Below are 26,195 nucleotides of genomic sequence, written 5' to 3'. Positions count from 1 at the left end.
CGGATGGTCGACGTTCGCTATGACATAGCCTTCCAACTGTATCCCTACGCCCCCGTCGCAGCGCAGACGATGCCCGCGCAACGGCACCCTGTCGTCATCGTCGGTGGTGGCCCCATTGGGATGGCCTTGGCGCTGGACCTTGGGCGCAAGGGGACGCCCGTACTGGTGCTCGATGACCATGACGGTGTGGGGCAGGGCAGTCGGGCGATTTGTTTTGCCAAGCGGACGCTTGAGATCGCCAACCGCCTTGGCGCGGGGCAGCGCATGATCGACAAGGGCGTGGTGTGGAACGTGGGCAAAGTGTTCCATGGCGACGACCGCGTCTTTCGGTTCGACCTGCAACCCGAGGATGGGCATCGATGCCCCGCCTTCATCAACCTGCAACAGCCCTATTTCGAGAAGTTCCTGGTGGACGAGATCCGCGCAGCACAGGAACAGGGCGCGCCGATTGAGATACGGGGGCGCAATGCGCTGACCGGGATGGACCAGCGCGGCGACCACGTGTTGCTCGACGTGGACACGCCCGACGGCCCCTACCAGATCGAGGCGGAGTGGCTCATCGCTTGTGACGGCGCGCGCAGTCCAATCCGCGACATGATGGGGCTGAGCTTTGATGGCCGTGTGTTCGAGGACAATTTCCTGATCGCCGACGTGCACATGACCGCCGATTTCCCGACCGAGCGGTGGTTCTGGTTCGAGCCGCCGTTTGAAGGTGCGGGTCAGTCGGCGCTGCTGCACAAACAACCCGATGACATCTGGCGCATCGATTTCCAACTGGGCTGGGACATCGACCGGACCAAGGAGCTGCACCCCGACAACATCCGCGCGCGGGTCGATGCGATGCTGGGTGAAGGGGCGGAATATGAACTCGAGTGGACTTCGATCTACACCTTCCAATGCCGCCGGATGCAGGAGTTTCGCCACGACCGCGTGATCTTTGCCGGGGATTCGGCGCATCAGGTGTCGCCCTTTGGCGCGCGCGGGGCCAATAGCGGGGTGCAGGACGCGGACAATCTGGCGTGGAAGCTGGACTATGTGCTGCGCGGGCTGGCACCCGAGACGCTGCTCGACAGCTATTCCGAGGAACGCGCCGTGGCGGCGGATGAGAACATCCTGAACTCCACCCGCGCCACGGATTTCCTGACCCCCAAGAGCGAGATCAGCAAAGTGTTCCGCAATGCGGTGCTGGAGCTGGCGCGGGATCATGCCTTTGCCCGGCCTTTGGTCAATTCGGGACGGTTATCGGTGCCTTGTGTCTATGACGGGCTGTCGCTCAATGGGCCGGATATGCTGGATGGGCCGGCGCGGACGCGGGTGGGGGCACCTGCGGTGGATGCGATGCTGGGCGATACGTATCTGCTGGACCGGCTGTCTGATGGGTTTACCCTGCTGTGCATCGATGCGGTGGCGCCCGATCTGGATGCGGTGGACGGTGTGCCGATCACACGTCTGGACCTGACGGGCCGGGGCAATCCGTATCTGACCGAACGGTATCTGGGGGACGCGGACAGTGCGGTTTACCTGATCCGGCCGGATCAGCATATCGTGGCGCGCTGGTCTACCGCGACCGCAGACGATGTGGCGGCGGCGATGCGCACCGCGCTGGGAAAGGGGACGGCATGACACTCAACCTTGATCCGAACATCCCGGACCCGGACGGGTTCTATGACGAACTGCTCGCGGCGCATCAGGGGCTAAGCAAGGCGGACAGCGACGCGCTGAACGCCCGGCTGATCCTCGTGCTGGCCAATCATGTGGGGGATCGGGACGTGCTGCGCGCGGCGCTGGCCGCTGCGCAGCGTCAGGTGGTTTCGACGCAGTGACGGCGGAACGCGCGCTTGAGCATGTCCAGCTCGGCGCGCAGCAGTTCCACCTCGTTGCGGATGTCGTCGCCGAGCGCCTCACCCGCGATCAGGGTAAATTGCCCCAGCTTGCTGTCATCCGTGGCGTCGGTGATGACAAAGACCTGGACCCCGTCTGCAATCGCTTCGGAGGGGATGGGCACCTGCATCAGCCACTGGCCGTCGCTGCCCTCGCTGACTTGCACATCAGGGACGTCATTGCCCAGATGCGTGACCTTGATCTGCGGCACGCCGGTGCCGGATTGCTGGATGTGCCCTTGCCAGATGCCGTGGCGCATTTTCGTGGGTGTCAGTGTCAGCGTGCTCATGGGCCGGTCTCCGTCACAATGCGGCGCGCGGGCGGCGCGAGAAGGTCAGATCGCGCAACGTGATCTGGTTCATTTCGGGGCCTTCAAAGATCAGGTCGATCCACGCCCGTTCCACGCGCTTTTCGTTCAGTTTCGAATAGGCCAGATCAAATTCCACGGTCACGTCCTCCTGGTTCAGGGGCAGTTCGCGGACGATCTGTTCGGTGTTGGGGCCGTGGCGGATGTTGAGGCGACCAAAGATTTCCAGCGGTTTTTCCATCTCGACGATGGCGTTCATGCCGACCAGATGCGTCTTGCGCAGGCCCTGCACCGCGTCGGGCGGCAGGTCGATCACCAGCGACAGGAACGAGCCGTCGAATTTGAAAACGTCGAGACGCAGGCCGTAGGGGGCCAGGTCCTCTTCGCGCAGGTTGCGCAGCTGGCGCAGGGTCAGTTCGCTGAGCGCGCAGTCATGGAACAGCGTCACCTCCTTGCCCAGCATCGATTTCGTCTGGACCGAGGACGCGCCGGGTGTGGGCAGCGGCCCGCGCCACAGTTCGGGTCGCCATGACCAGTCGGCATTGTGCGGCTTGGGAAAGCTGGTGGAGCCGATGACAGGAAGCGCCAGCCGTTCGTCGGCGCGGTGGATCAGCCGATCAAGATGGCTGCGCATCAGGCGCGCGGCGCTGCGCAGGCCACGCAGTTCGTCCAACGGCGTCTCGCGGGCGTCGCGTGCGGCCCGCGCCCAACGGCGCATCGCGCGCCGATGCGCCAGCCTGTCGATGAACTTGATCTTTTTGCCTGCCATGTGCCCTTGCGCCGTTTCCTGCCCGTTGTCCGGTGCGCCCGTTATCTATGCCAAAGGTTTCACCTAAATAAACCGGCCAGCAGCCCTCGCGGCTCCGGTTTTGCCGCCGTCGTTGCAGAATTGTCCTGCGGTGCTGCCGATTTGCGCTGTGTGCGGTCCATCATCTGGATCAGCAGATCCGGGGCAAGCGCGCCGAGTTCCGGGCTGCCCGACGCCTCGTAGAGGGCAAAGCCCACGGCCTGATCGCCGATCTGCCCGACAGCGCGCCAATAGATGTCGCGGACATCCGGGCTGGGCGGTGTGCCGCGCACGCGCGCCAGAACCAGCGCGTCGGTGCGGGTTTCATCCAGCACGGTTTCCTGATCCGTGCCGACCGCGCTGGCCGCTTCGGCGCTGGATGGCACGGTGGTCGCGGTGATGATGGCAAGCGGCTGGCCGCGCCCTTGCCCACCGCCCAGCGTGTCGCAGCGCGCGATCAGTGCGAAACTCGCCCGCAGGCTGCGCGGGTCGATGCAGAACCCGTCGGGCGGCACCAAGGTGACTGCGCCGCGCCCCAGCTCGGCAAAGGCGAGGCCCTCGGGCGCGGTTGCCCCCAGACCCGGACCACCGATATCGTCACATGCCGTCAGGGCCAGACAACAGGCCCCGACCATGGCCCCCCTAGAGGTCCATGTATTCATGACGTTCCGCCTTGGCACCCGGATGCGTGACCGCACCCTTGTAGGTTTCACCGACCAACTGCGCGTATTTCCACAGCGCGCCCGAGGCATAGATGGTCTCGCGCGGGCCGCTCCATGCGGCTTTGCGCGTCTCCAGTTCCTCGTCGGTCAGGTCGACATTGATCGACCCTTCGATGGCGTTGATCGTGATCACGTCGCCGTCTTTCAGCAGCGCGATGGGGCCGCCATGGGCTGCTTCGGGGCCGACATGGCCGACGCAAAACCCGCGTGTCGCGCCCGAGAACCGGCCATCGGTGATCAGCGCCACCTTCTTGCCCATGCCCTGGCCCGACAGGGCCGCCGTGGTGGCCAGCATTTCGCGCATGCCCGGCCCGCCTGACGGCCCCTCATTGCGGATCACGAACACTTCGCCTTCTTCATAAGTGCGGTTTTGTACCGATTCAAAGGCATCCTGCTCGCATTCGAACACGCGCGCCGGACCGGTAAAGATCTGGTGCTGCGGCTCGATGCCCGCGACCTTCACGATGGCGCCTTCGGGGGCGACATTGCCCTTGAGGCCGACAACGCCGCCGGTCTTGGTGATCGGTGTCTCGACAGGGTGGATGACGCGGCCATCGGCCTCGCCTTCGATCTTGTCCAGTTCCTCGCCGATGGAATAGCCGGATGCGGTCATACAATCCTCGTGGATCAGGCCCGCTTTGCGCAACTCCTTCATCACCACATAGACGCCGCCAACCTCATAGAGATCCTTGGCCACGAATTGCCCGCCCGGTTTCAGGTCGACGAAGTAGGGCGTGTCGCGGAAGATTTCGCAGACGTCATCAAGGAAAAAGTCGATGCCTGCCTCGTGTGCCATGGCGGGCAGGTGCAGACCGGCATTGGTCGACCCGCCCGTGCAGGCCACGACGCGCGCCGCATTTTCAAAGGCTTGCCGCGTGCAGACGTCGCGGGCGCGGATGTTCTTTTCGATCAGCGTCATGACGGCCGCGCCGGAGGCTTCGGCATATTGGTCACGCGACTGGTAGGGTGCGGGCGCGCCGGACGAGTTGGGCAGCGCAAGGCCGATCGCTTCGGACACGCAGGCCATCGTGTTGGCGGTGAACTGGCCGCCGCAGGCCCCGGCAGAGGGGCAGGCCACGCGTTCCAGCACGTCAAGCTCGGCTTCGGTCATGGTGCCGTTCTGCTGGTGGCCCACGGCCTCGAACATGTCCTGCACCGTCAGGTCGCGGTTGGCATATTCGGCGGGCACCTGTGCACCCGACGGCGCGCGACCCGGCAGGATCGATCCGCCATAAAGGAACACGGACGGCACGTTCAGGCGGATCATGGCCATCATCATGCCGGGCAGGGACTTGTCACAGCCCGCCAGACCCACAATGGCGTCATAGCAGTGGCCGCGCATGGTCAGCTCGACCGTGTCGGCAATCGCCTCGCGGCTGGCCAGGGACGACCGCATGCCTTCGTGGCCCATGGCGATGCCGTCGGTCACGGTGATGGTGGTAAACTCGCGCGGCGTGCCATAGGCGGATTTCACGCCCATTTTGACCGCCTGTGCCTGACGGTTCAGCGCGATGTTGCACGGGGCGGCCTCGTTCCAGCAGGTCGCCACACCGACGAGCGGCTGGTGGATTTCTTCCTCGGTCATGCCCATCGCGTAGTAATAGGACCGGTGCGGCGCGCGTGCGGGCCCTTCGGTCACGTGACGGCTTGGCAGCTTGGATTTGTCGAACTTGCCCTTGAGCATCTGGCGTCTCCCTGAAATCGTTGCTGACCGGAATAGCCATTGCCCACAACGCCTGCAAGCGCCACGCGCGGTTGTAATAAGACATAGCGGATACTAGGTTTCCCAAACGGCACGCGCCGGCCGCAGTGATCGGCCAATTGGACAGCAGACGCGGCTGATCAGGTCAGAGCATGGATTCCTCCCTTTTTGCATTCATCTGGAAGCATTCGAAACGCGATCAGCTGATGCTGTTGGCGCTGACGGTGGTGACGTTCCCGTTTCTCTACGTCACGCTGGAACTGCCCAAACGGATCATCAACGACGCGATCGGCGCGACGGATTCGTCCTTTACCGTGCTGGGACTTGAATTCACCCAGATCCAGTTCCTGATGGCGCTGTGTTTCGGATACCTGGGCGCGGTGCTGGTGCACGGCCTGCTGAAAATGCGCCTGAACACGATGAAGGGCGTGACGGCCGAGCGTCTGCTGCGCCGGTTCCGGTTCCAACTGATCAGCCGCATGTTGCGGTTCCCGCGCGCCTATTTCCGCTCGACCAGCCAGGGCGAGCTGGTCAGCATGGTCACCTCAGAGGCCGAGCCGATGGGCGGGCTGATGGGGGATATGGTGGCCCAGCCGGTGTTCCAGGCCGGTCAGATGCTGATCATCCTGGTGTTCCTGTTCCTGCAATCGTTCTGGTTCGGGCTGGCCGGTATCGCGCTGATTCCGCTTCAGGCGTGGCTGATTCCGCTGTTGCAACGGCGGATCAACCTGCTGAACAAGGAACGCATCGTGCACGTGCGCGCCTTTTCCGCCGAGATTGGCGAAAGCGCGGCGGGCATTTCCGATCTGCGCACCAATGGCGGCCTGCGGTTCCGGCTGGCGCAGTTCACCTCGCGCCTCGGCCACATCTTTGATCTGCGGTTCCGGATCTACCAGCAGAAATTCTTTATGAAGTTCCTCAACAACTTCATCACCCAGCTGACGCCATTCTTTTTCTATCTGGTGGGGGGCGTGCTGGCGATCCGGGGCGACATCACCGTGGGCGCGCTGGTTGCGGCGATTGCCGCCTACAAGGATCTGTCGAGCCCGTGGAAAGAGCTGCTGACCTATTACAACCAGACGCAGGACATGGCGCTGCGCTGGGAAATCGTCACTGACCGTTTCGCACCGCAGGGCATGATCGACGAGGCCCTGTTCGAAGGAGAGCCGGACGAGATCCCGCACCTGCGCGGGGATATCGTGCTGGACGGCGTGATGCTGCGCAACACCGACAACAACGCCGTGCTGGAACGGATGGACCTCACCATCCCTCAAGGCGCGCGCGTCGCCATCCAGGCCAAGAACCAGACCGAACGCACGGCCATTGCCGAACTGCTCACCCGCGAGGTGCTGCCCACGCGGGGGCGGGTGTCCATCGACGGCCATGACCTGTCGCAGCTGCACCAGGCGGTGATCTCGGCGCGCATCGGCTATGCCCATTCGCGGCCCTACCTCTTTGACGGGACGCTGGGCACCAACCTGCTGATGCCGCTGATGACCAGCCCCAGAACGGTGTCCTGGTCCCCGGATCGCAAGGACAGCAAGTACCTGAACGAGGCCAAGCGGTCCGGCAACAGCCTCGACAGCCTCGACGCCGATTGGCTCGACCCGTCGCTGGCCGGGCTGTCGGACGCCACCGAGATCCGCAAATGGTGGTTCGAGCTGGTGCAGGCGATGGGCATCGACGAATTCATGTTCCGCCGCATGCTGAACAGCCGCATCGACCCCGAAGCGCACCCGGAACTGGCCAAGGCCATCGTCGATCTGCGCCCCGAAGTTGAAGAGTGCCTGCGGGAAAAGGGCGTACTGGACGCCGTCTACCGATTTGATCCAGACGAGTTCAACCCGGCGGTGCCGCTGGGCGGCAACCTGTTGTTTGCCGCGCCCAAACGGGACATCTCGCAACAGGGGCTGGCCTCGGACGCGCGGTTTATGAACCTGCTCTTTGAACATGGCCTGGCCGAACAGGGCATCGCGATTTCGCAGACGCTGATCGAAACGCTGCACCAGACCTTTGGCATGGATGGCACCAATCACCCGCTGTTCACCGCGCTCAACATCGACGAAGAGATGTACAACACCCTTGTCGACATTGCCGGACGGCGGCGGGAACGGGGCGACATCGCGCTGACCGATGACGAATTTGCGCTGCTGCTGACGGTGCCTTTTGCCTTTACCGCCGAACAGATCGGCCCGGCCTTTCCCGACAGCTTCAAAAAGGACATCGTGGGCATCCGCAAGACCAGCGGGGCGGCGCTGCGAGAGCAGACGGACAACATGTTCGTGCCGATCCAGCCGGATCAGTACCTGCCGCGCCTGACCATCCTGGAGAACGCGCTTTATGGCCGGGTCTCGATGGTGGCGGGCACCAAGGGCGAGCTGATCGAGGATCTCGTGGCCGACCTGCTGGGGCAAAAGAAACTGCGCCGCGAAGTGGCCGAGACGATCTTTGACATCCGTACCGGGCTGGGTGGCACCAACCTGCCGACGATCTTTCACGAACGCGCCGCGTTCTCGCGCGCCGGGATCAAGCGGCCCGATGTTCTTGTGCTGGACCGCGCGCTGGCCAGCCATTCCGCAGAGGAACGCAGCCGGACCCGCACCGCGCTGCGCCGGTTGCTGCCCGATGCGACGCTGATCTTTCTTGAGGAAAAATTCCAGAACCCGGATGCCTATGACCTCTTTGTCGAGATCAAGGATGGCCGCATCGACGGTGTCCAGAGCCATGACGAGGACGAAGAAGGCGACGATCTCAGCCGCAAGCTGCGTGCCATCGCGCGGGCCGACCTGTTTGCGGGCATCGACGGGCGCAACCAGAGGCTGCTGGCCTTTGCCGCGCAGTGGTACGACGCTCCCGCCGGGCAGCGGCTCTTTTCCATGGGCGAGCGGGCGGACGCCGCCTATCTCTGCGTGGCGGGCACGGCGGTGCTCAGCTACGATTCCGAGGACGGAAAGGACCGCGCCGTGACCACGGTGGAACCGGGCCGTCTGATCGGTGACCTGTCTATCATTCTGGACGAGCCGCGCCAGCTGCACCTGACCGCGCAGACGGATGTGACGTTCCTGCGGATCGGTGCCGCCGAATTCCGCGCGGTTCTGGAAAACGATTCGACTGTGCTGATGAGCCTGCTCAAGACCGTCTCCAGCCACCTGACCGGCGCCGCCGACCTGTTGCGGCAGGCCAATGTCCAGATCCCGCAGGAAGAGGGCCCACCGCCCCCGCCGCTCGACGCATGAGCCTTTGGCGTTTCGACTACCGCCCGCATGACGGCTTTGTCGCGCCTGCGCGCGATACGGCACAGCTGTGGCGGCTGCTGATGGGGCTTGTGCTGGCGGCCGCGATCTTTGTGGCGCTGTCGCGGATGATGATCAGCACGGTGTTTTCCGTGCTTGAACCGGGCGCGCGGGCGGCATTGGCGACCGATGGTACCACGGGTCAGACCGCGGGCGGGACGTTGTTGCTTCTGCTTCAGCTGGGGCTGTTGTCGGTGACCGCCGCACTTGTGGTGATCATGGTGCACAAGCGCAGGCCCGCCACGCTGATCGGGCCGGTGGGACTGGCCACGCGGCAATTCGTGGCCGTGCTCAGCATGATGGCGCTCTTGACGCTCGCGCTGTGGCTCCTGCCGCCTTACGACTTTGGCGATCCGCTGGAACGCAACATGAGCCTGGGGCGCTGGATGCTGCTGCTGCCTGTGGCGCTGCTCGCCGTCCTGATCCAGACCAGCGCCGAAGAAGTGTTTTTCCGCGGCTACATCCAGCAACAGCTGGCCGCGCGGTTCCGGTCGCCGCTGGTGTGGATGCTGCTGCCTGCGGGGCTGTTCGGGGTGGGGCACTACCTTCCGGAAACGGCGGGCAGCAATGCGACCACCATCGCGCTCTGGGCCACGGTCTTTGGCCTGCTGATGGCGGATCTGACGGCGCGGTCCGGCACGCTGGGCCCCGCCATCGCGGTGCATTTCGCCAACAACATTTCCGCCATGGTGCTTACCGGCACGCCGGATGAAATGTCAGGCCTTGCGCTCTATGTCCTGCCCTTCGGGGTCGGGGACGAGGCGCAGATGGCTGCATGGCTGCCGGCGGAATTCGGGTTCATGCTGGTGATGTGGCTGGCCGCCCGACTGGCGATCCGCGCCTGACCATGCGTCACACCCCCGATTGCATTTGGCCCGCGCCCAGATTATCTGACACCCGACATCGCAGCAGGACAGCCCAATGAACTGGATCACAAACTACGTCCGGCCCCGGATCAACTCGATCTTCTCGCGCCGCGAAACGCCGGACAACCTTTGGACCAAATGCGACGAATGCGGCACCATGCTGTTTCACCGCGAGCTGTCGGACAATCTGAACGTCTGCACCAATTGCAATCACCACATGGGGATTACCCCGCGCGACCGGTTCACGGCCCTGTTCGACGGCGGCATCTTTACCGAGGTGGCCGTGCCCGCCCCGGTAACCGATCCGCTGATGTTTCGCGATCAAAAGAAATACCCCGACCGGATGAAGGCGGCCCAGAAGGGCACCGGCGAGAACGAGGCGATGCTTGTCGCCGCCGGCGAAATCGGGCGCACGCCGATCATCGCCGCCGGGCAGGACTTTTCCTTTATGGGCGGGTCGATGGGCATGTATGTGGGCAATGCGATCATCGCCGCCGCCGAAGAGGCGGTCAAACTCAAGCGCCCGCTGATCCTGTTCTCGGCCGCCGGTGGTGCGCGCATGCAAGAAGGGATCCTGAGCCTCATGCAGATGCCGCGCACCACCGTTGCCGTGCAGATGCTGAAAGAGGCGGGCCTGCCCTATATCGTCGTGCTGACCCACCCCACGACCGGTGGTGTCACAGCGTCCTATGCGATGCTGGGCGACGTGCATATTGCCGAACCCAACGCGCTGATCTGCTTTGCCGGGCCGCGCGTGATCGAACAGACCATCCGCGAGAAACTGCCCGAAGGGTTCCAGCGCGCCGAATACCTGCTGGATCACGGCATGCTCGACCGGGTGACCAGCCGGACAGAGATGCGGGATGAACTGATCACCATCACGCGGATGCTGATGGGCATGACCCCTGCGGTCAAAGGCGACCTGCCCGCGCCGACCGAGGGCGACACCCCCGCCGAAAGCGACGCAACCGCCCCATGACCGCCCCCGGATCGGACGCCATTCTGGCGCGCATGATGGCCCTGCACCCCAAGGTCATCGACCTGACCCTTGACCGGATGTGGCGCCTGCTGGATGCGCTCGGCAATCCGCAGGACAGCCTGCCGCCGGTGATCCACATCGCGGGCACCAATGGCAAGGGATCGACCCAAGCCATGATCCGGGCGGGCCTCGAGGCGGCGGGCCACCGCGTGCACGCCTACACCTCACCGCATCTCGCGCGGTTCCACGAACGCATCCGGCTGGCCGGAACGCTGATTTCCGAGCCGTCGCTGACCGAATATCTCGATGAATGCTATGACGCCAATGGCGGTGCGGACATCACCTATTTCGAAATCACCACCTGCGCCGCCCTTCTGGCCTTTGCCCGGACCCCGGCCGATTTCACCCTGCTCGAGGTGGGCCTCGGCGGGCGGCTTGACGCCACCAATGTGGTCAAGGATCCGCGCCTGACGGTGATCACGCCCGTGTCAATGGATCACGAGGCGTTTCTGGGCGACACACTGGCCGCCATTGCGGGCGAAAAGGCCGGGATCATCAAGCGGCAGGTGCCCTGCATCGTCGGCCCGCAGGACGAGGCGGGTCTCGACGTGATCGAAGCCCGCGCCACCGCGCTGGGCGCGCCGCTTCTGGCCTATGGGCAACACTGGCACGCCGCGCGCGAACGCGACGGGATGGTCTATCAGGACGACACCGGCCTTCTGGACCTGCCCGCGCCTGTGCTGCCCGGCGATCACCAGATCCAGAACGCAGGCATGGCGCTCGCGGCACTGCGGCATCTGGGCTGCGACGAAGCGGCCTGCGTGGCCGCCGTGACCAAGGCGCAGTGGCCCGCCCGGATGCAACGCCTGTCGTCTGGCCCCTTGCCCGAGATGGCGCAGGCCGAGGGGGCCGAGCTGTGGCTGGACGGGGGGCACAACCCCGCCGCGGGGCACGCGCTGGCCGCAGTCATCGCGCAACTGCCCAAGCGGCCCACATACCTCATTTGCGGCATGCTCAACACCAAGGATGCGCGCGGATACATGGCCCCGCTGGCGCAGGTGGCCGACGGGCTGACCGCGCTGTCCATTCCGGGCGAGGCCAACACCCTGCCTGCCGCAGACACCGCACAGGCCGCAGCAGATGTCGGGCTGGCCAGCGATACGGCAGAGAATGTGACAACCGCCCTGCGCACCATTCTGAAGACCACGCCACACGCGCGGGTGCTGATCTGCGGATCGCTCTATCTGGCCGGGGCAGTGTTGCGCGAAAACGCCTGATTTCAGGCCAAATCACCGAAACAACCCCTAGTAGACGCCACTGTATATTGACCCCATAGGCGGTTTTTTGCTACATTTTGCGGAATTAAGCCGCGGATTTGGCACGATCACGCGGCGCAGCTTTGGGGGAAGCGGTATGTTCAGGCGTGGGGCCAAACCGGCCGACACAACCGATGCGACGGATCTCGATCTGGATCGCTCGACATCAAACATCAAGATGCTTCTGATTGCGGTCGCCTTTCTGACGGTGACGATCGGGCTGATCCTGCTTCAGCCGGGCGCCGACCCTGCCACTGACCAGATTGCCGTGATCGAAGACACTGCCCCCCTGATCGACGCCTCTCCCACGCCCGAGGTGACCCGGTCCGACGCGTCGCTTCTGGACCTTGACGGCCTTTCCGCATCCGAGGCGGTCAGCCGCCAGTTGCGCCAACCCATCCGCCTGACCGACACCGATGCCAGCCGCAGCGACCTGCGCAGCCTCACGGCCACCGTGCTGGCCGAATTCGGATATGGCGTACAGTCAGGCGACCGGTTACAGGGGCTGCTTGTGCAGGCGCTGACCGAGGGGCAATCCAACGCCTATATCGACGCCCTGCTGAATACGGCGGCCGCACGCGGTGAATTCACACCGCCCCGGCAGCTGATGATGACATCCGGCCGGATGGACACCGAAACGCTGCTGGTCGCGCTGGTCCGCTACGCGCGCGGCTAGGCCGCCCAATCCGCGCTTTGCATTTCGCGCAGGCGGGATGCGGTGCGTTCGAACTCGAACGTGCCTTCGCCCTCCAGGTACAGCATCTCGGGCTGGGCCGCCGCCGAACATATCAACCGCACCCGCGCCTCGTATAGCGCATCGATCAACGTCACGAACCGCTTGGCCTCGTTAAAATTGTTGCGTGACAGGCAGGGGATGTCGTCGATCATCAGAACCTTGCAGGCCTCGGCAATGGCCAGAAAATCGCCGGGACCCAGCGGTTTTGAACACAGGTCGAAAAAGCTCGCGCGCCCGACCCCGTTGGAAAACTGCGGCACCGTCACGGTGCGCCCCTTGATCGCGATATCCAGCGGCTGTGCGTCCGGTCCCGACAGATCGGCCCAGATCGCATCCAGCTGCGCGCGCGCCTCGGCACTCAACGGGCTGAAATAGGTGGGGCTGCCGCTCAGCCTGTCCTGCCGGTAATCGGTGGGCGAGGCCAGTTCCCAAACCACCAGATGGTCCTTGATCAGGTCGATGAACGGCACGAACAGCTGGCGGTTCAGCCCGTCCTTATAAAGGTCATCCGGCACCCTGTTCGAGGTGGTCACCACCACCACCCCGGCGGCAAACAGCGCCTCGAACAGGCGGCCCACGATCATCGCGTCGGTGATGTCGGTGATCTGCATCTCGTCAAAGGCCAGCAGTCGCACGGACGCCGCCACATCCGCCGCAACGGGGGCAATCGCATCATCCACCCCGCGCTGCCGCGCCACGTGCATGGCGGCGTGGATTTCCTGCATGAAGGCGTGGAAATGGACGCGGCGCGCGGGCACGGACAGATGGCTGACAAAAAAGTCCATCAGCATGGATTTGCCCCGCCCCACACCGCCCCAGAGGTAGAGGCCCCTGGGCGGCTCGGGCGCGCGGCGGAACAACCCGCGTTTGACCGGTTCGGCCAGTGCTGCGCGGATGCGCTCGAACTCGGGCAGGACGGCCTCTTGCGCGTCATCGCGTTGCAGCGTGCCGTCGGCCACAAGGGCGTCATAGGCCTGGATCAGATCGGTCATTTCCATGTCGTACCGCGCCGCCTCGTGCATGAAAAGCCACGACAGTTCAAGGAAATTGAACCGCGCCTCAGAAATGCTGATTTGACGCGGCGCGTGCGCTCCGTACTGTCGCGGCAACACGTCGGAGACACGAATGACCACCAGCCGCACCTCCATCTTCACACCCGTCCTGATCGTGGGCTGTGTCGTCATCATCATCAGCTTTGCGATCCGCGCGTCCTTTGGCGTGTTCCAGATCCCGATTGCGGATGAATTCGGCTGGGCGCGGGCCGAGTTTTCCATGGCCATCGCGATCCAGAACCTGGCCTGGGGGATCGGCCAGCCGATTTTCGGCGCCATCGCGGAAAAGATCGGTGACCGCCGGTCAATTGTGATCGGCGTCTTTGTCTATGCGGCGGGTCTGGTCCTGTCCGCGTGGTCGACAACGCCGCTGGAACACCAGCTTTATGCGTGGCTCGTGGGCTTTGGCGTGGCGGGAACCGGCTTTGGCGTGATCCTCGCCGTGGTGGGGCGCGCCGCCAGCGATGAAAACCGCTCGATGAGCCTTGCGATCGCCGCCGCGGCCGGGTCGTTCGGCCAGATCTTTGGCCCGCCGCTGGCTGAATGGCTGCTGGGCAGCATGTCGTGGCAGGGCGTGTTCCTGATCTTTGCCGTGGCCGTGATGGCCATCCTGCTGACCCTGCCCATGATGCGGGTGCCGCCGCTGGCCTCAAAGCACCAGATCGAGGAAAGCCTGGGCCACGTACTGGTCAAGGCCTTTCGCGACCCGTCCTATACGCTGATCTTCCTCGGCTTTTTCTCCTGCGGCTATCAGCTTGGGTTCGTCACGGCCCATTTCCCGGCCTTTGTGACCGAGCTGTGCGGCCCGATCCTGCCGGGTGGGATGCTGGACAGCATGGGCATCTCGTCCACGTCTGCCCTTGGGGCCGTGGCCCTGTCGATGATCGGTCTGGCGAATATCGCGGGCACCCTTGCCGCCGGGTGGGCAGGCCAGCGCTATTCCAAGAAATACCTGCTGGCGGGGATCTACATCGGGCGGGCCATTGCGGCCGCGCTCTTTATCATGTTCCCGATCACGCCGACCTCGGTGCTGCTCTTTTCCTTTGCGATGGGCATGCTGTGGCTGGCCACCGTGCCGCTGACCAGCGGACTGGTCGCGTATATCTACGGGCTGCGCTATATGGGCACGCTTTATGGCATCATCTTTTTCAGCCACCAGCTGGGGTCGTTCCTGGGCGTGTGGCTGGGCGGGCGGCTCTATGATGTCTACGGCGACTATACGCTGGTCTGGTGGATCGGCGTCGGCATCGGTGTCTTCAGCGCGGTTGTGCACCTGCCGGTCAGGGAACGCCCGCTGGCGCAGCCCGCCGTGGCCTAGAGCGTTTTCGATTTAACCGGAACCATCACTCATCACTTAATCCGTTGAAATCTTTGATTTCAGGCAGGGTTAAGTGATTCAGGTTTATCGAAAACTGCTTTAGCCGCGCGAGGTGCGAAAGACTTCGAGCACCTGATCGGTGTGGGTATAGGTCACCGAATGGGCGGCCTCGGGTATCACCGCCTGCATCGCCTGCGGGTTCCATTGCGCCAGCGTATCCTTGCCGCTCAGCGGGATGACATCATCCTCTTCGGCCCAGATGGCGAGAACCGGCACGCCCGCCGCCGCAATGGCGCGGTGCGCATCCTCTGCGTCGTGTCGCAACACCCCCCGCAGCGATGCCAGCACCGCCGGAAAATACCCACGCCTGTCCGTCTCTGCCGCTTGCAGGGCGGCAATGTCCGGCACGCTGGACGGCAGATGCGCCTCCGCCCGGATCCCCTTGCGCAGGATGAACGGATAGACCAGCAAAAACAGCCAGTCGCCGATCACCGGCAGGTCGCGCGCAATGCGCAGCTGCCCTCCACCCAGATCGAACATCCCCGCCGGGGCCAGCAGCACCAACTGCTTGACCGATCCCGGATGCTGCGCGGTGAAATGCGCGGCAATGGCCCCGCCCATGGAATAGCCGAACACCGTCAGGTGGCCCTTGACGTTCTCATGCGCCAACAGATCAGTGATCTGCTGGACAAAGAACGCGGCATCCTGCTTGCCCCGCACCCGGTCCGACAGGCCCCGGCCATAGAGATCATAGACCAGCACCCGAAACCCCATCAGCGCCAGCCCCTTGGCCATGCCTCGCCAGACAAAGGACGGCGTGGTCAGCCCGTGGATGCACAGCGCCACCGGCCCGCGTTCCGGGCCCATCCACTCGTAATGCGTGGCCCCCTGCGACAGCAACGCGAACTGGCCCGACGCATTGCCGCGCGCCTTGTCCCCAATGTCATCGCGCATCCATTCTATGGTCAGGGGCACGGCCAGAAGGCCCAGCAGGATCAGCACAAACCACATCATTGCGCGCGCCACCGATCCAGGATGTAGCGGCTGGTCATCAGGTCCAGATGTGCCCCGCCACCGTTCTTGAAAAGGGTGATGTCCTCTGGTGCACGGGTAAACCCAGCCAGATCATAGTAATCCGCCTGCAAGTGATCGCGGGTGATGGTGCCTGCCTCGAGGGGGATCTTGATCTCTCCGATATGGCCGATGGTGGTGTCGTAACTGTCCACGAACACGCGCGCGCCTGCAATGGCCGCGTCGTCCACCTCGCGCATGTCGGGACGGTAGGCCCCGATCAGGTCGATATGCTGACCGGGGCGCAGCCACGCGCCACGGATCAGCGGCGCGGTCGACATGGTGGCGCTGGTGATGATGTCGGCCTCGTGCACGGCTTGCTCAAGGTCCTCCGCCACGCGCAGACCGGGCCGCTCGGCGGCCATCGCCTCGGCGGTGGCGCGGGTGCGGTTCCACACGGTGAACTCTGCCTGCGGAAAGGCCGCGCCATAGGCATCGTGCAGCGAGCGGCCCACCGTTCCCGCGCCCACGATCAGGATGCGCCGGCTGTCTGGCCGGGCCAGACGCCGCGCGGCCAGCAAACTGTCTCCAGCCGTCTTCCACTTGGTCACCAGATGGAAATCGACAATCGCCTCCAGCGTGCCATCGCCATCGGCATAAAGGTTCACACCCCCGTTGATCATCGGCGCACCGCGTCCCGGATTGCCCGGAAACACCGTCGCCGTCTTGACCGCCATGCCCAGCCCGTCGATCCACGCCGCCCGGCTCAGCAGCGTGTCGGGATCACGATACAGGAACGTGTCGCCAATTTCGGCCCGCGGCAGGTCATGCCCCGCCGCCAGCGCATCGGTCAGCCCGATCCAGTCCAGCAGCGCCTCACCTTCGGCAAAGGGGATGAAGGGGATGCCGCTCATGCCGCCTCGTCCGCCGTCAACAGCCCCTCGGCCACCAGCCGATCGGCCCAGCCCTGCGGCCCCTCAAACAGATGCGTGCGCCAGCCTCGTGCGGCGGCGGCGATGATGTTGTCGGCCCGGTCATCGGCAAAGATCAACGCATCGCCCGACAGCCCGCTTGCATCCTCCAGCATCTGGTAGATCGTCGGATCCGGCTTGATCACCCCCATATGTCCCGAGATGAAATCCCGGTCGAACTGGCGCAGGAACGGATAGAACGTGGCCGCGTGATCATAGGTCTGAATGCCGAAATTCGTCAGCGAAAATACCGGTATCCCCTTGGCCTGCAACGCCTCCATCAGGCGCACGGAATGGTCGATCACGGGGGCGGCCATCTCGATCCAGCGATCGTGCCACATGTGGATCTCGTCGCGCCATTCGGGATAGGCATCGGCGGTGGCGTGCACCGTCTCGGTGAAATGGTGGCCCATGTCGACCTTGTCATTCATGCCATGCAGATCGACCGCCGCGAACATCGCACGCCTGCGCGTCTCGCCGATCACACTGTCGAAAAACCGCTCGGGCTGCCACTCGATCAGCACATTCGCGATGTCGAATACCACCGCCTTGATCGTCATCGTTTTGCCGCCCTCAGTTCCCGCTCCAACGCATCCAGAAAACGCGATCTGTCCGCCTTGGTAAAGCCCTTGCCGCCCCCCTGACGAAACGGATCCGCCGCGCGCAGATCGGCCATCAGGTCCCGCGTGGCCAGCACATTGCCGATATTGGCCGCCGTCAACGCCTCACCATTGTGCTTGAGCACCCGCGCGCCTGCCTCGACGCACTTGGCCGCCAGCGGTATGTCGCCGGTGATCACCACGTCACCCGCGCCCGCGCGATCCGCGATCCACATATCCGCCACATCCGGGCCTTCGGGCACGATAACAGTCTCTACCAACGGGTTTTGCGACGGGCGCAGCCCGCCATTCGACACCACCTTCATCGGCACCTTGTGGCGCGTCGCGACCCGCTCGGCCTCTGCCTTCACCGGGCACGCATCCGCATCAATATAGAGCGTGGTCACGCCCACAGCGCCTCGGCGTGAAAGGCCACGTGATCTTCCATGAAGGTCGAGACAAAGAAATAGGAATGATCGTATCCCGGCTGCATCCGCAGGGTGATCTGCTGACGCTTGGCCGCTGCCGCCTCGGCCAGCGCCTCGGGCTTCAACAGATCAATGAACTGGTCCGCCGTGCCCGTATCAATCAGCATCGGCCCGTCAAACCCCCGATCCCGCATGCACAGGGTCGCATCATGGGGCGACCACAGGTCTTCATTGTTCCCCAAATATGCACCAAGCTGCTTGCGCCCCCAATCGCTTGCGGTGGGGTTCACGATAGGCGCAAAGGCCGACACCGACCGGAACTGTCCCCGCGGGGACATCGCCATGGTCAGCGCTCCGTGCCCGCCCATCGAATGCCCGGTGATCGACTGGCGGTCCATGTCCAGCGCAAATTCATTGCCCAGCAGCTCGGGCAACTCCTCCATCACGTAATCCCACATCCGGTAATGCGCGGCCCATGGTGCCTCGGTCGCGTTCACATAGAACCCCGCCCCCTTGCCCAGGTCATAGCCGTCGTCATCCGCAACGTCCTCGCCCCGCGGTGACGTGTCTGGAAAGACCAGCGCGATGCCATGCTCCGCCGCCCAGGCCTGCGCGCCCGCCTTGGTCATCGCGTTCTCGTGGGTGCAGGTCAGCCCCGACAGATACCACAGCAGCGGCACCGGCCCGTCGCGCGTCTCTTCGGGCAGGAACAGCCCAAAGGTCATGTCGCAGGCGCAGGCGCTGGACGCATGGGTATAGACGCCTTGGGTGCCGCCAAAGCACGCGTTCTCGGATTGGGTTTGCATGGGCGTGATCCTTTCGTTTTTTCATCGCTAGCGGGCCAGGGCCGCAGCGGCAAGTTCCGGGTGCGTGAAATGCGGCCTCAACTGACCCATGCAATCACGGCGGTAAGCGTCACGATGCTGAGCGCGGTCGACACGAGGATGGTGGCCGACACACGCTGCGGTGCCACGCCGTAATGCTGCGCCAGCATATAGATGTTGCCCGCCACAGGCATGGCGGCACAGGCGATGATCATCGCCGCGCCAAACGGGTCGACGTGGAACAGATAGAGCGCGGAAAAAGCGACAAAGGCGGGGTGCAGCACCAGCTTGCAAAAACTCAGCCAGCCCGCGATCTCGATCCGCTCGGTTGTCTTCGAGGCCAGCGACGCGCCGATGGCAAACAACGCGCCGGGCGTCGCCGCTCCGCCCAGAATGCTGAGAAAGTCGTTCATTGGCGTGGGGATCGGGATCTTGAAACCCGCCCACAAAAGGCCCGTCGCCATGGCCACGATCATCGGGTTCTTGATCAAACCGATGCCGATGGTCTTGAAGATACCGGGCGACATGCGCCCGCCGCGCCCCACCGTGATCAGAATCACGATCAAGCTGGAAAACACGATCAGGTCCGTGGCCAGCACCAGCATGACCGGCCCGATGGCCTGCGGACCAAAAAGCAGCGCCAGCATGGGCAGCCCGAGAAAGCCCGCGTTGCCGATCACGGCGCATTGCGCCTCGACCGCATTGGTGGCCACGTCCAGCTTGCGCAGGAACCCGACCAGCGTGGCAATCCCGTAGACAAAGGCCGTGCCCCACAGATACGCGGCGACCAGCCGCCCGTCCCAGACCTGCGCCAGTTCCAGATTGGCCGCAAACCGGAAGATCATGGCGCTGAGGGCAAAGTAGAACACGAACTTGGTCAGATAGGCGGTGGCCTCCTGGCTGAAAAACCGCGTGCGCCCGGCCCAGTATCCCAGCCCGATCAGGGCGAAAAACGGCAGTGTTTTGAAAAGGATCGGCAGCATGCCACAGGCATAGCGCGTGCGCGCGCCGCTATCCACTGCCGATGCGCGGCATGGGGCAAAAACGGGTGCGGGAACCTGTGGCGCGCGCTTGCGTTATATGCCCTGACGTCGCCTTGCGGCGATTTTACTATAGAAACTGAACGGATCGGTTTATGTTAAGGCCTGTCTTGGTTCCGGGAAAGTTCATGAACGACGCAACACCCATCGTCCGCAAGGGCCGCAAATTTGATCAGGTGCTCGAGGGTGCGCGGCTGGTCTTTATGGCCGATGGCTTTGAGGGTGCGAGCGTCGATGACATCGCCAAGGCGGCCCAGGTCAGCAAGGCGACGCTCTACAGCTATTTCCCGGACAAGCGGCTGCTGTTCATGGAAGTGGCCAATATGGAATGCGCCCGCCAAAGCCAGGCGGCCATCGACAACATCGACATGAGCGCGCCGCCGCGGGACGTTTTGTGCCAGGTGGGCAAGCATTTCCTGCACTTTATCACGTCGAAATTCGGCCAACAGGTGTTTCGCATCTGCGTGGCGGAATCCGACCGTTTCCCCGAGATCGGGCGGGCGTTCTACAAGTCGGGGCCCGAACGGATGCGTGCGGAGATGGGCGGCTATTTTCAGGCCGCCGTCGATCGCGGCGAGCTGCGGATTGATGACCTGACGCTGGCGGCGGATCAGTTCGGTGAGCTGTGCAAGGCCGATATCTGGCCGCGCCTGATCTTTGGCGTCATCGACAGCGTATCGCAGGACGATATCGACCGGGTGGTCGACAGCGCGGTCGAGACCTTTCTGGCCCGTTACGGCGTCTGACATCTCGACTCAGCCCCGCGACTCGGCGTAGTTTCGGAATGAGAACAAAATGTGAACAAATATAGATGTCCGACCGCCGCATCCTGTCCCTGTGGTTTCCCCGGCTGGGGGCCGAACGCCTGATCCGGCGGCAACCGGTGCTGGCCGATCAGCCCGTCGCCATCGTCGAGGAACGGCAAAATACCCAGGTTATCAGTGCCTTGAACGGTGTCGCGCAGGCGCAGGGCGTGCAGGTGGGACAGCCGGTGCGCGACGCCCACGCGATGTGTCCGGGGCTTTTGACCCACACGCGCAGCGCGGTGGGTGAGGCGCGGTTTCTGGAGGCGTTGCAGCGCTGGGCGGGCAAGTTCAGCCCTTGGGTCGCGCCCGAGGAAACCGATGCGCTGGTGGTGGACCTGACGGGCTGTGCGCATCTTTTCGGGGGCGAGGCGCAGTTGATGCAGGTGGTGCAGGACGACTGCACCGATCTGGGGCTGACCGTTCTGATGGGGCTGGCCGACACCCGTGGTGCGGCCTGGGCGCTGGCCCGCTATGCCGGGCGCGCGGCGGGGTCGGACCGCAGCGGCGACGCCATCGACCAGGAGGCGCGCGCCACCCGGTCCCGCGCGGGCAAGCGGCGCCACTGGACCAAGGGCGGCGCGGCGCCGCCGGTGGTGACCCGGTCCGGGGACGTCACGCGGATTGCGCCACCGGGCCAGACCTATGGCGCGCTGGCGCCGCTGCCCATTGCCGCCCTGCGGCTGGAGCCCGAGACCACCGCCCAGCTGGGGCGGCTGGGCCTGCGCCGTGTGGGCGACCTGCTGGGCCAGCCGCGGGCCGGGCTGGCGCGCCGGTTTGGCAGGGGGCTGGTGATGCGGATGGACCAGGCGATGGGCAGCGCGCCCGAGCCGGTATCCCCGGCCAAGCCGCCCGACCACTTCGCGGTGCGCATGACCCTGCCGGACCCCATCGGTCTGACAGAGGACGTGATGGCGGGGATTGACCGGCTGCTGCCGCGTTTGTGTACAGCGTTGAAAGACAAGGGAAAAGGCGCGCGCCGCGTGGCGCTGCACGCCCACCGCAGCGACCACGCCATCGAGGTGATCGAGATCGGGCTGGCCCGACCCAGCCACGACCCCGACCGCATCCGCCCCCTGCTGGAGCTGAAGCTGGAGGAGATCGACGCGGGCTTTGGCATCGACATGCTGCGGCTGGTGGCGGTGCAGGTGGAGCCGGTGCATGACGTGATGGCCGTGGGCCATATGCAGGCGGGGGCTGCGGTGCAGGCGCGGCTGAACAATGCCAATGCGCTGGACGACCTGATCGGGCGGCTGGGCGCGCGGGTGGGGCTGGACGCGATCCGCCGTCTGCAACCGGCCGACAGCAACATCCCCGAGAAGTCCCAGAAGGTGCTGGCCGCGGCCTGGTCCAAGCCGCATGAGGGGCCGTGGCCCGCCCCGGTCAACCCGCGCCCCATGCTGCTGTGGCACCCCGAACCGGTGCATGCGCCGGATGTGCCGCGCCTGCCGCAAACCTTTCGCTGGCGGGGGCGGGATCTGGTGCGGCTGCGGGCGCTGGGGCCGGAACGGATCGCGCCGGAATGGTGGCTGGACGACCCGAACTGGCGCAGCGGCACGCGGGACTATTGGGTGACGGACACCGAGGACGGACAGCGGTTGTGGCTGTTTTATGCGCATGGGGGGGCGATGTCGTCGGGGTGGTTTTGTCACGGATCCTTTGCCTGACCGTACGGTGGGGTTAACGCAGCGCGCGGTGGTCGGGGGCGCATGAAACCGTGCAATTTACCCCGCAAACTGTACGTTTTGCAGGGCCCGTATCCGCCCCGAACAGGCCCGTTTCGCCAAAAACACGCAGTTTGCCCGCCAAACTGTACGTTTTGACGCGCCGGAGAGACCGCCGCCTCGTTTACCAATTGGCAAGTATCGGTTCCTTGTTAACCTTGGTTGATATTCCCTTAACAAACGCGCGCACGACCCGAAAAAAGGCTTGCCCCGTGTCGCCATTCCCGGCGATGATTGGACCGGGTCGGCGATGGCGTCGCCAGCATGCACATGCACACCCGTTTCCCCCTTCCTGAACGCCGGGATTTTTCTTTGCTGTGGCACAGCCGAGGAAGGCCCACTTCTTCGGATCGTGTTGCGGCACGTCATGGAGGAGCCAGCAATGGATCGCCCAGAATTCTACCGTTTTCATCAGGGTCAGAAGACCCTGCCTTTTGTACCGCAGGAATACGAGGACCGTTTGGCGCGTCTGCGTGCGGACATGCAGGCGTCGGGTGTTGACGCCTGCGTTTTCACCTCGATGCACAACGTGGCCTATTATTCCGGGTTCCTTTATTGCGCGTTCGGGCGGGCCTATGCGCTGGTCGTGACCCAGACCGAGGACGTGACCATCAGCGCAGGGATTGACGCCGCACAGCCGTGGCGGCGCAGCCATGGCGACAACATCACCTATACCGATTGGCAGCGGGACAATTATTGGCGGGCGGTTCTGTCCGTCACCGGGCCGGGCAAGGCCATCGGATACGAGGCCGATCACCTGACACTGGCGCAGCGCGACCTGATGGACAGGTTCCTGTCGCCCAAGACCACGGTGGATGTCGCCCCGATGACCATGCGCCAGCGTATGCACAAGTCGGCCGCAGAGATCGCGCATATCCGGGCCTGTGCCGCCGTGGCGGATGTGGGCGGCCATGCGATCCGGGACGCGGTCCGGGCGGGCACGCGCGAGATTGACGTCGCCATGGCGGGGCGCGACGCAATGGAACTGGAGATTGCCCGGCGGTTTCCCGATGCCGAGTACCGCGACACCTGGGTCTGGTTTCAATCCGGGATCAACACCGACGGGGCGCACAATCCGGTGACGGGCCGCGTCTTGCAGCCGGGCGATATCCTGAGCCTGAACACCTTTCCCATGATCAGCGGTTATTACACCGCGCTGGAACGGACGATGTTCGTGGAAACGGTGGATGCGGCCAGCCTTGAGATCTGGGAGGCCAATGTGGCGGCGCATGAGTTCGGCATGAGCCTGTTGCAGCCCGGCGCGCGCTGTTCGGAGGTGACGGCACAGATCAACGGGTTTTTTGCCGAACGGGATCTGCTGCAATACCGGACCTTTGGCTATGGCCATTCCTTTGGGGTGCTGTCGCATTACTATGGCCGCGAGGCGGGGCTGGAGCTGCGCGAAGATGTGGACACGGTGCTGGCGCCGGGCATGGTCATTTCGATGGAGCCGATGCTGACCGTGCCGGAGGGCAGACCCGGCGCGGGGGGATATCGCGAGCATGATATTCTGATCATCACCGAGGATGGGCCGGAGAACATCACCGGCTATCCCTATGGGCCGGCGTTCAACGTCGTGGGATGATCGGCGTGCGGATCGTCAGCGGTTGTCGACGATCCGCACGGCCTTGCCCTGTGACCGGGCGACGGAGCCCGGCGCGCCCACGGTGATCTGGACGGAGATGCCGATGCTGTCCTTGATGCGCGTGGCCAGTGCCGTGCCTGCGGCGGGGTCCGGTCCCTCGCAGTGGATGGCCATGACGTCCATACGGTCAGGTTTGGTCAGTTCGATCTGGAAATGCGGGGCGAGGCCGGGGGTGGCCATCACGCATTCCTCGATCTGGGTCGGAAAGACGTTCACGCCGCGCAGGATGATCATGTCGTCGCTGCGGCCCGTGACCTTTTCCATGCGGCGCATTGACCGCGCCGTGCCGGGCAGCAGGCGGGTGAGGTCGCGGGTGCGGTAGCGGATGATCGGGAACGCCTCTTTGGTCAGGGAGGTGAAGACCAGTTCGCCCATTTCGCCATCGGCGACGGGTTGGCCGGTGGTGGGGTCGATGATTTCGGGGAAAAAGTGGTCTTCCCAGATGTGCAGGCCGTCCTTGGTTTCGACGCATTCCATGGAGACGCCGGGGCCGATGACCTCGCTGAGGCCATAGATGTCGACGGCGTGCATGTCGAAGGCCTGTTCGATTTCGGCGCGCATGGCGTTGGTCCAGGGTTCGGCGCCGAAGATGCCGACTTCGAGGCTGGAGGCGCGGGGGTCGAGGTCTTGGGCGTGGAATTCGTCGAGCACGGAGAGTGCGTAGGAGGGGGTGACGGTGATGCCCTTGGGTTTGAAGTCTTCGATCAGGCGGACCTGTCTGGGGGTCATGCCGCCCGAGATGGGGATGGTGCTGAGGCCCAGTGCGTCGGCGCCGAGGTGGATGCCGAGTCCACCGGTAAAGAGGCCGTAGCCGTAGGCATTGTGCAGAAGGTCGCCCGGCTGCATCCCCGCCGCGCGCAGGGAACGAGCGACGACCTGGCCCCAGTTTTCGAGGTCGGATTGGGTGTAGCCCACGACGGTCGGTTGCCCGGTGGTGCCGGAGGAGGCGTGGATACGTTTGACCTGATCCCGTGGCACGGCGAACATGCCGAATGGGTAGTTGGCGCGCAGGTCGGATTTCACGGTGAAGGGGAATTTGGACAGGTCAGACAGGTCGGTCAGGTCGTCCGGGTGCACGCCTGCGGCGTCGAAGGCCTGGGTGTAGTGGGGCACGTTGGCGTAGGCATGGGCCAGCGACCAGCGCAGGCGGTCGGTCTGTAGTGCCGTGATTTCGTCGCGGCTGGCGATTTCGATGGGGTCCAGCGTGCTGCGGTCGGGGGTGAGATCCTTCATGGCTGATCCTCGTCGAAATGGGTACCGGAGATGGTGCGGGACAGGCCGCGAAAGAGGGCGACCGTGCGTCCGTCGCCGCCCGTGACTGTGACATCGTAGGTGCCCGAGCGGCCCTGGCGGGCGGTTTCGGTTGCGGTGGCTGTCAGGGTTTCGCCCGGTTGGCCGGGGGAGAGGTAGGTGATCTGGTTCTGCTGGGCCACGGCAATCCGGTTGTAGGTATTGCAGGCGAAGGCAAAGGCGCTGTCGGCGAGGGTAAAGATCATGCCGCCGTGGCAGATGCCGTGGCCGTTGAGCATATCGGCGCGCACGGGCATCGACAGGGTGGCCTGTCCGGGGCCGATGTGATCGACGTGGATGCCCAGCGACTGGCTGGCCAGATCGTTGGCCCACATGGCGTCGGCGCAGCGGGTGGCGCGGTCCTGGGGGGTCATGGGGGCCTCATGCGTTTCCATTTTTGAAAGGTTGCCCCGATTTTGTAACATGTTCAAGCATTCCTGTCAGAGCCTCTTGAATTGTGGCGGCGGTCGCGCAACTGTCGGGGTATGACGTTGCACACGCCCCCCCCGTCCAATTCCCGCGAGATGCCGCCGTTGCAGGTTGCGTTTCACCGGACCGAGCTGGCCGTGATCCTGTCGCTTTATGGGCGGATGGTCGCGGCGGGCGAGTGGCGGGACTATGGCATTTCGTGCCTGCGCGAGGTGGCGGTGTTTTCGGTGTTTCGGCGCACGGCGGAGAACCCGCTGTACCGGATCGAGAAGCGGCCCAAGCTGCGCGGGCGGCAGGGCATGTATGCGGTGATCGGCATGGACGGCCAGATCCTGCGCCGGGGCCATGATCTGAAGACAGTGCTGCGGGTGCTGGAACGCAAGCTGATCCGGGCGGTCGAGTGATCCAATTGTCCGCTGGCGCGGGCGCTATCTATTTTTGTTGACGAGGGGGCTGTCTGCCCCCTCGCGCT

General features: G+C 64.4%; 25 protein-coding genes. 12 read left to right on the top strand and 13 right to left on the bottom strand.

The annotated features are described in order from the left end of the window. Positions 1-3 precede the first annotated feature (3 nt). Both Q0949_RS11105 and Q0949_RS11100 read left to right on the top strand, forming a co-directional pair. A complete protein-coding gene (locus Q0949_RS11105; protein WP_299371734.1) occupies positions 4-1,623 on the top strand; it encodes an FAD-dependent oxidoreductase in 1,620 nt (539 codons plus the stop codon). Then, entirely contained in the window at positions 1,620-1,823 is a 204-nt protein-coding gene (locus Q0949_RS11100; RefSeq protein WP_299371731.1) for a DUF2783 domain-containing protein, read from the top strand. The genes Q0949_RS11105 and Q0949_RS11100 overlap by 4 nt, the downstream gene beginning before the upstream one ends. Here the strand turns inward: Q0949_RS11100 and Q0949_RS11095 are convergent. The 4 genes from Q0949_RS11095 to ilvD are packed head-to-tail and all read right to left on the bottom strand — an operon-like array spanning position 1,802 to position 5,381. Further along, positions 1,802-2,170, bottom strand: coding sequence for a hypothetical protein (locus Q0949_RS11095; RefSeq protein ID WP_299371728.1), 369 nt, complete (start codon positions 2,168-2,170; stop codon positions 1,802-1,804). The genes Q0949_RS11100 and Q0949_RS11095 overlap by 22 nt on opposite strands. 13 nt (positions 2,171-2,183) lie before the next feature. Beyond that, positions 2,184-2,957 carry a DUF6478 family protein gene (locus Q0949_RS11090; RefSeq protein WP_299371725.1) on the bottom strand — a complete coding sequence of 258 codons (774 nt, stop codon included), beginning with the start codon at positions 2,955-2,957 and terminating at the stop codon, positions 2,184-2,186. A gap of 59 nt (positions 2,958-3,016) precedes the next feature. After that, entirely contained in the window at positions 3,017-3,637 is a 621-nt protein-coding gene (locus Q0949_RS11085) for a hypothetical protein (RefSeq protein WP_299371722.1), read from the bottom strand. Beyond that, the gene (gene ilvD / locus Q0949_RS11080; RefSeq protein WP_299371719.1) at positions 3,618-5,381 is read right to left on the bottom strand and encodes a dihydroxy-acid dehydratase; all 1,764 of its coding nucleotides are present in this window, start codon (positions 5,379-5,381) and stop codon (positions 3,618-3,620) included. The genes Q0949_RS11085 and ilvD overlap by 20 nt, the downstream gene beginning before the upstream one ends. Before the next feature lie 170 nt (positions 5,382-5,551). On the opposite strand from ilvD, the gene Q0949_RS11075 reads away from it, so the two are divergent. The 5 genes from Q0949_RS11075 (at position 5,552) to Q0949_RS11055 (ending at position 12,529) form a co-directional block, all read left to right on the top strand. After that, entirely contained in the window at positions 5,552-8,635 is a 3,084-nt protein-coding gene (locus Q0949_RS11075; RefSeq protein WP_299371716.1) for an ABC transporter transmembrane domain-containing protein, read from the top strand. Beyond that, positions 8,632-9,537, top strand: a complete 906-nt coding sequence (locus Q0949_RS11070; RefSeq protein WP_299371713.1) for a CPBP family intramembrane glutamic endopeptidase — start codon at positions 8,632-8,634, stop codon at positions 9,535-9,537. Before Q0949_RS11075 ends, Q0949_RS11070 begins: the two co-directional genes overlap by 4 nt. 76 nt (positions 9,538-9,613) lie before the next feature. Continuing rightward, the gene (gene accD, locus Q0949_RS11065; protein ID WP_299371710.1) at positions 9,614-10,537 is read left to right on the top strand and encodes an acetyl-CoA carboxylase, carboxyltransferase subunit beta; all 924 of its coding nucleotides are present in this window, start codon (positions 9,614-9,616) and stop codon (positions 10,535-10,537) included. Further along, the gene (locus tag Q0949_RS11060) at positions 10,534-11,814 is read left to right on the top strand and encodes a folylpolyglutamate synthase/dihydrofolate synthase family protein (RefSeq protein ID WP_299371707.1); all 1,281 of its coding nucleotides are present in this window, start codon (positions 10,534-10,536) and stop codon (positions 11,812-11,814) included. Before accD ends, Q0949_RS11060 begins: the two co-directional genes overlap by 4 nt. 136 nt (positions 11,815-11,950) lie before the next feature. Next, positions 11,951-12,529 (top strand): hypothetical protein, encoded by a 579-nt coding sequence (locus Q0949_RS11055; RefSeq protein ID WP_299371704.1) that lies wholly within the window; start codon positions 11,951-11,953, stop codon positions 12,527-12,529. On the opposite strand, the gene zapE is transcribed toward Q0949_RS11055, so the two are convergent. Next, complete coding sequence (zapE, locus tag Q0949_RS11050; RefSeq protein WP_299371816.1) at positions 12,526-13,581, bottom strand: cell division protein ZapE; 1,056 nt, start codon at positions 13,579-13,581, stop codon at positions 12,526-12,528. The genes Q0949_RS11055 and zapE overlap by 4 nt on opposite strands. 133 nt (positions 13,582-13,714) lie before the next feature. Between zapE and Q0949_RS11045 the strand changes: the two genes are divergently transcribed. Then, positions 13,715-14,959 (top strand): MFS transporter, encoded by a 1,245-nt coding sequence (locus Q0949_RS11045; protein WP_299371701.1) that lies wholly within the window; start codon positions 13,715-13,717, stop codon positions 14,957-14,959. Positions 14,960-15,058: 99 nt separating this feature from the next. On the opposite strand, the gene Q0949_RS11040 is transcribed toward Q0949_RS11045, so the two are convergent. From Q0949_RS11040 to Q0949_RS11015, 6 genes are all read right to left on the bottom strand, one after another. Further along, positions 15,059-15,973: an alpha/beta hydrolase gene (locus tag Q0949_RS11040; RefSeq protein WP_299371698.1), complete on the bottom strand. Its 915-nt coding sequence runs from the start codon at positions 15,971-15,973 to the stop codon at positions 15,059-15,061. Continuing rightward, positions 15,970-16,884 (bottom strand): ornithine cyclodeaminase, encoded by a 915-nt coding sequence (locus Q0949_RS11035; RefSeq protein WP_299371695.1) that lies wholly within the window; start codon positions 16,882-16,884, stop codon positions 15,970-15,972. Before Q0949_RS11035 ends, Q0949_RS11040 begins: the two co-directional genes overlap by 4 nt. Further along, positions 16,881-17,501, bottom strand: a complete 621-nt coding sequence (locus Q0949_RS11030) for an HAD family phosphatase (RefSeq protein ID WP_299371692.1) — start codon at positions 17,499-17,501, stop codon at positions 16,881-16,883. Before Q0949_RS11030 ends, Q0949_RS11035 begins: the two co-directional genes overlap by 4 nt. Then, positions 17,498-17,947: a YaiI/YqxD family protein gene (locus tag Q0949_RS11025; RefSeq protein WP_299371689.1), complete on the bottom strand. Its 450-nt coding sequence runs from the start codon at positions 17,945-17,947 to the stop codon at positions 17,498-17,500. Before Q0949_RS11025 ends, Q0949_RS11030 begins: the two co-directional genes overlap by 4 nt. Beyond that, a complete protein-coding gene (fghA, locus tag Q0949_RS11020; RefSeq protein WP_299371686.1) occupies positions 17,944-18,774 on the bottom strand; it encodes an S-formylglutathione hydrolase in 831 nt (276 codons plus the stop codon). The genes Q0949_RS11025 and fghA overlap by 4 nt, the downstream gene beginning before the upstream one ends. A gap of 77 nt (positions 18,775-18,851) precedes the next feature. Next, positions 18,852-19,775 (bottom strand): AEC family transporter, encoded by a 924-nt coding sequence (locus Q0949_RS11015; RefSeq protein WP_299371683.1) that lies wholly within the window; start codon positions 19,773-19,775, stop codon positions 18,852-18,854. A gap of 185 nt (positions 19,776-19,960) precedes the next feature. On the opposite strand from Q0949_RS11015, the gene Q0949_RS11010 reads away from it, so the two are divergent. The 3 genes from Q0949_RS11010 to Q0949_RS11000 all read left to right on the top strand — a co-directional run bounded on the left by Q0949_RS11010 (position 19,961) and on the right by Q0949_RS11000 (position 23,944). Continuing rightward, complete coding sequence (locus Q0949_RS11010; protein WP_299371680.1) at positions 19,961-20,578, top strand: TetR/AcrR family transcriptional regulator; 618 nt, start codon at positions 19,961-19,963, stop codon at positions 20,576-20,578. 65 nt (positions 20,579-20,643) lie between these two features. Continuing rightward, positions 20,644-22,302: a DNA polymerase Y family protein gene (locus Q0949_RS11005; protein WP_299371677.1), complete on the top strand. Its 1,659-nt coding sequence runs from the start codon at positions 20,644-20,646 to the stop codon at positions 22,300-22,302. Between the two features lie 439 nt (positions 22,303-22,741). Then, a complete protein-coding gene (locus Q0949_RS11000; RefSeq protein ID WP_299371675.1) occupies positions 22,742-23,944 on the top strand; it encodes an aminopeptidase P family protein in 1,203 nt (400 codons plus the stop codon). Positions 23,945-23,959: 15 nt separating this feature from the next. On the opposite strand, the gene paaK is transcribed toward Q0949_RS11000, so the two are convergent. Together paaK and paaI are read right to left on the bottom strand one after the other, a co-directional pair. Next, the gene (gene paaK, locus Q0949_RS10995) at positions 23,960-25,237 is read right to left on the bottom strand and encodes a phenylacetate--CoA ligase PaaK (RefSeq protein WP_299371673.1); all 1,278 of its coding nucleotides are present in this window, start codon (positions 25,235-25,237) and stop codon (positions 23,960-23,962) included. After that, entirely contained in the window at positions 25,234-25,668 is a 435-nt protein-coding gene (gene paaI, locus Q0949_RS10990) for a hydroxyphenylacetyl-CoA thioesterase PaaI (RefSeq protein WP_299371671.1), read from the bottom strand. Before paaI ends, paaK begins: the two co-directional genes overlap by 4 nt. Before the next feature lie 111 nt (positions 25,669-25,779). Here paaI and Q0949_RS10985 point away from each other — a divergent pair, with 111 nt between their 5' ends. Then, entirely contained in the window at positions 25,780-26,127 is a 348-nt protein-coding gene (locus Q0949_RS10985; RefSeq protein WP_299371669.1) for a DUF2794 domain-containing protein, read from the top strand. Positions 26,128-26,195 lie beyond the last annotated feature (68 nt).

It is taken from the genome of uncultured Tateyamaria sp., assembly GCF_947487805.1.
In the GTDB taxonomy this organism is placed as follows: domain Bacteria; phylum Pseudomonadota; class Alphaproteobacteria; order Rhodobacterales; family Rhodobacteraceae; genus Tateyamaria.
This window is presented reverse-complemented; position numbering and strand designations above follow the sequence as displayed.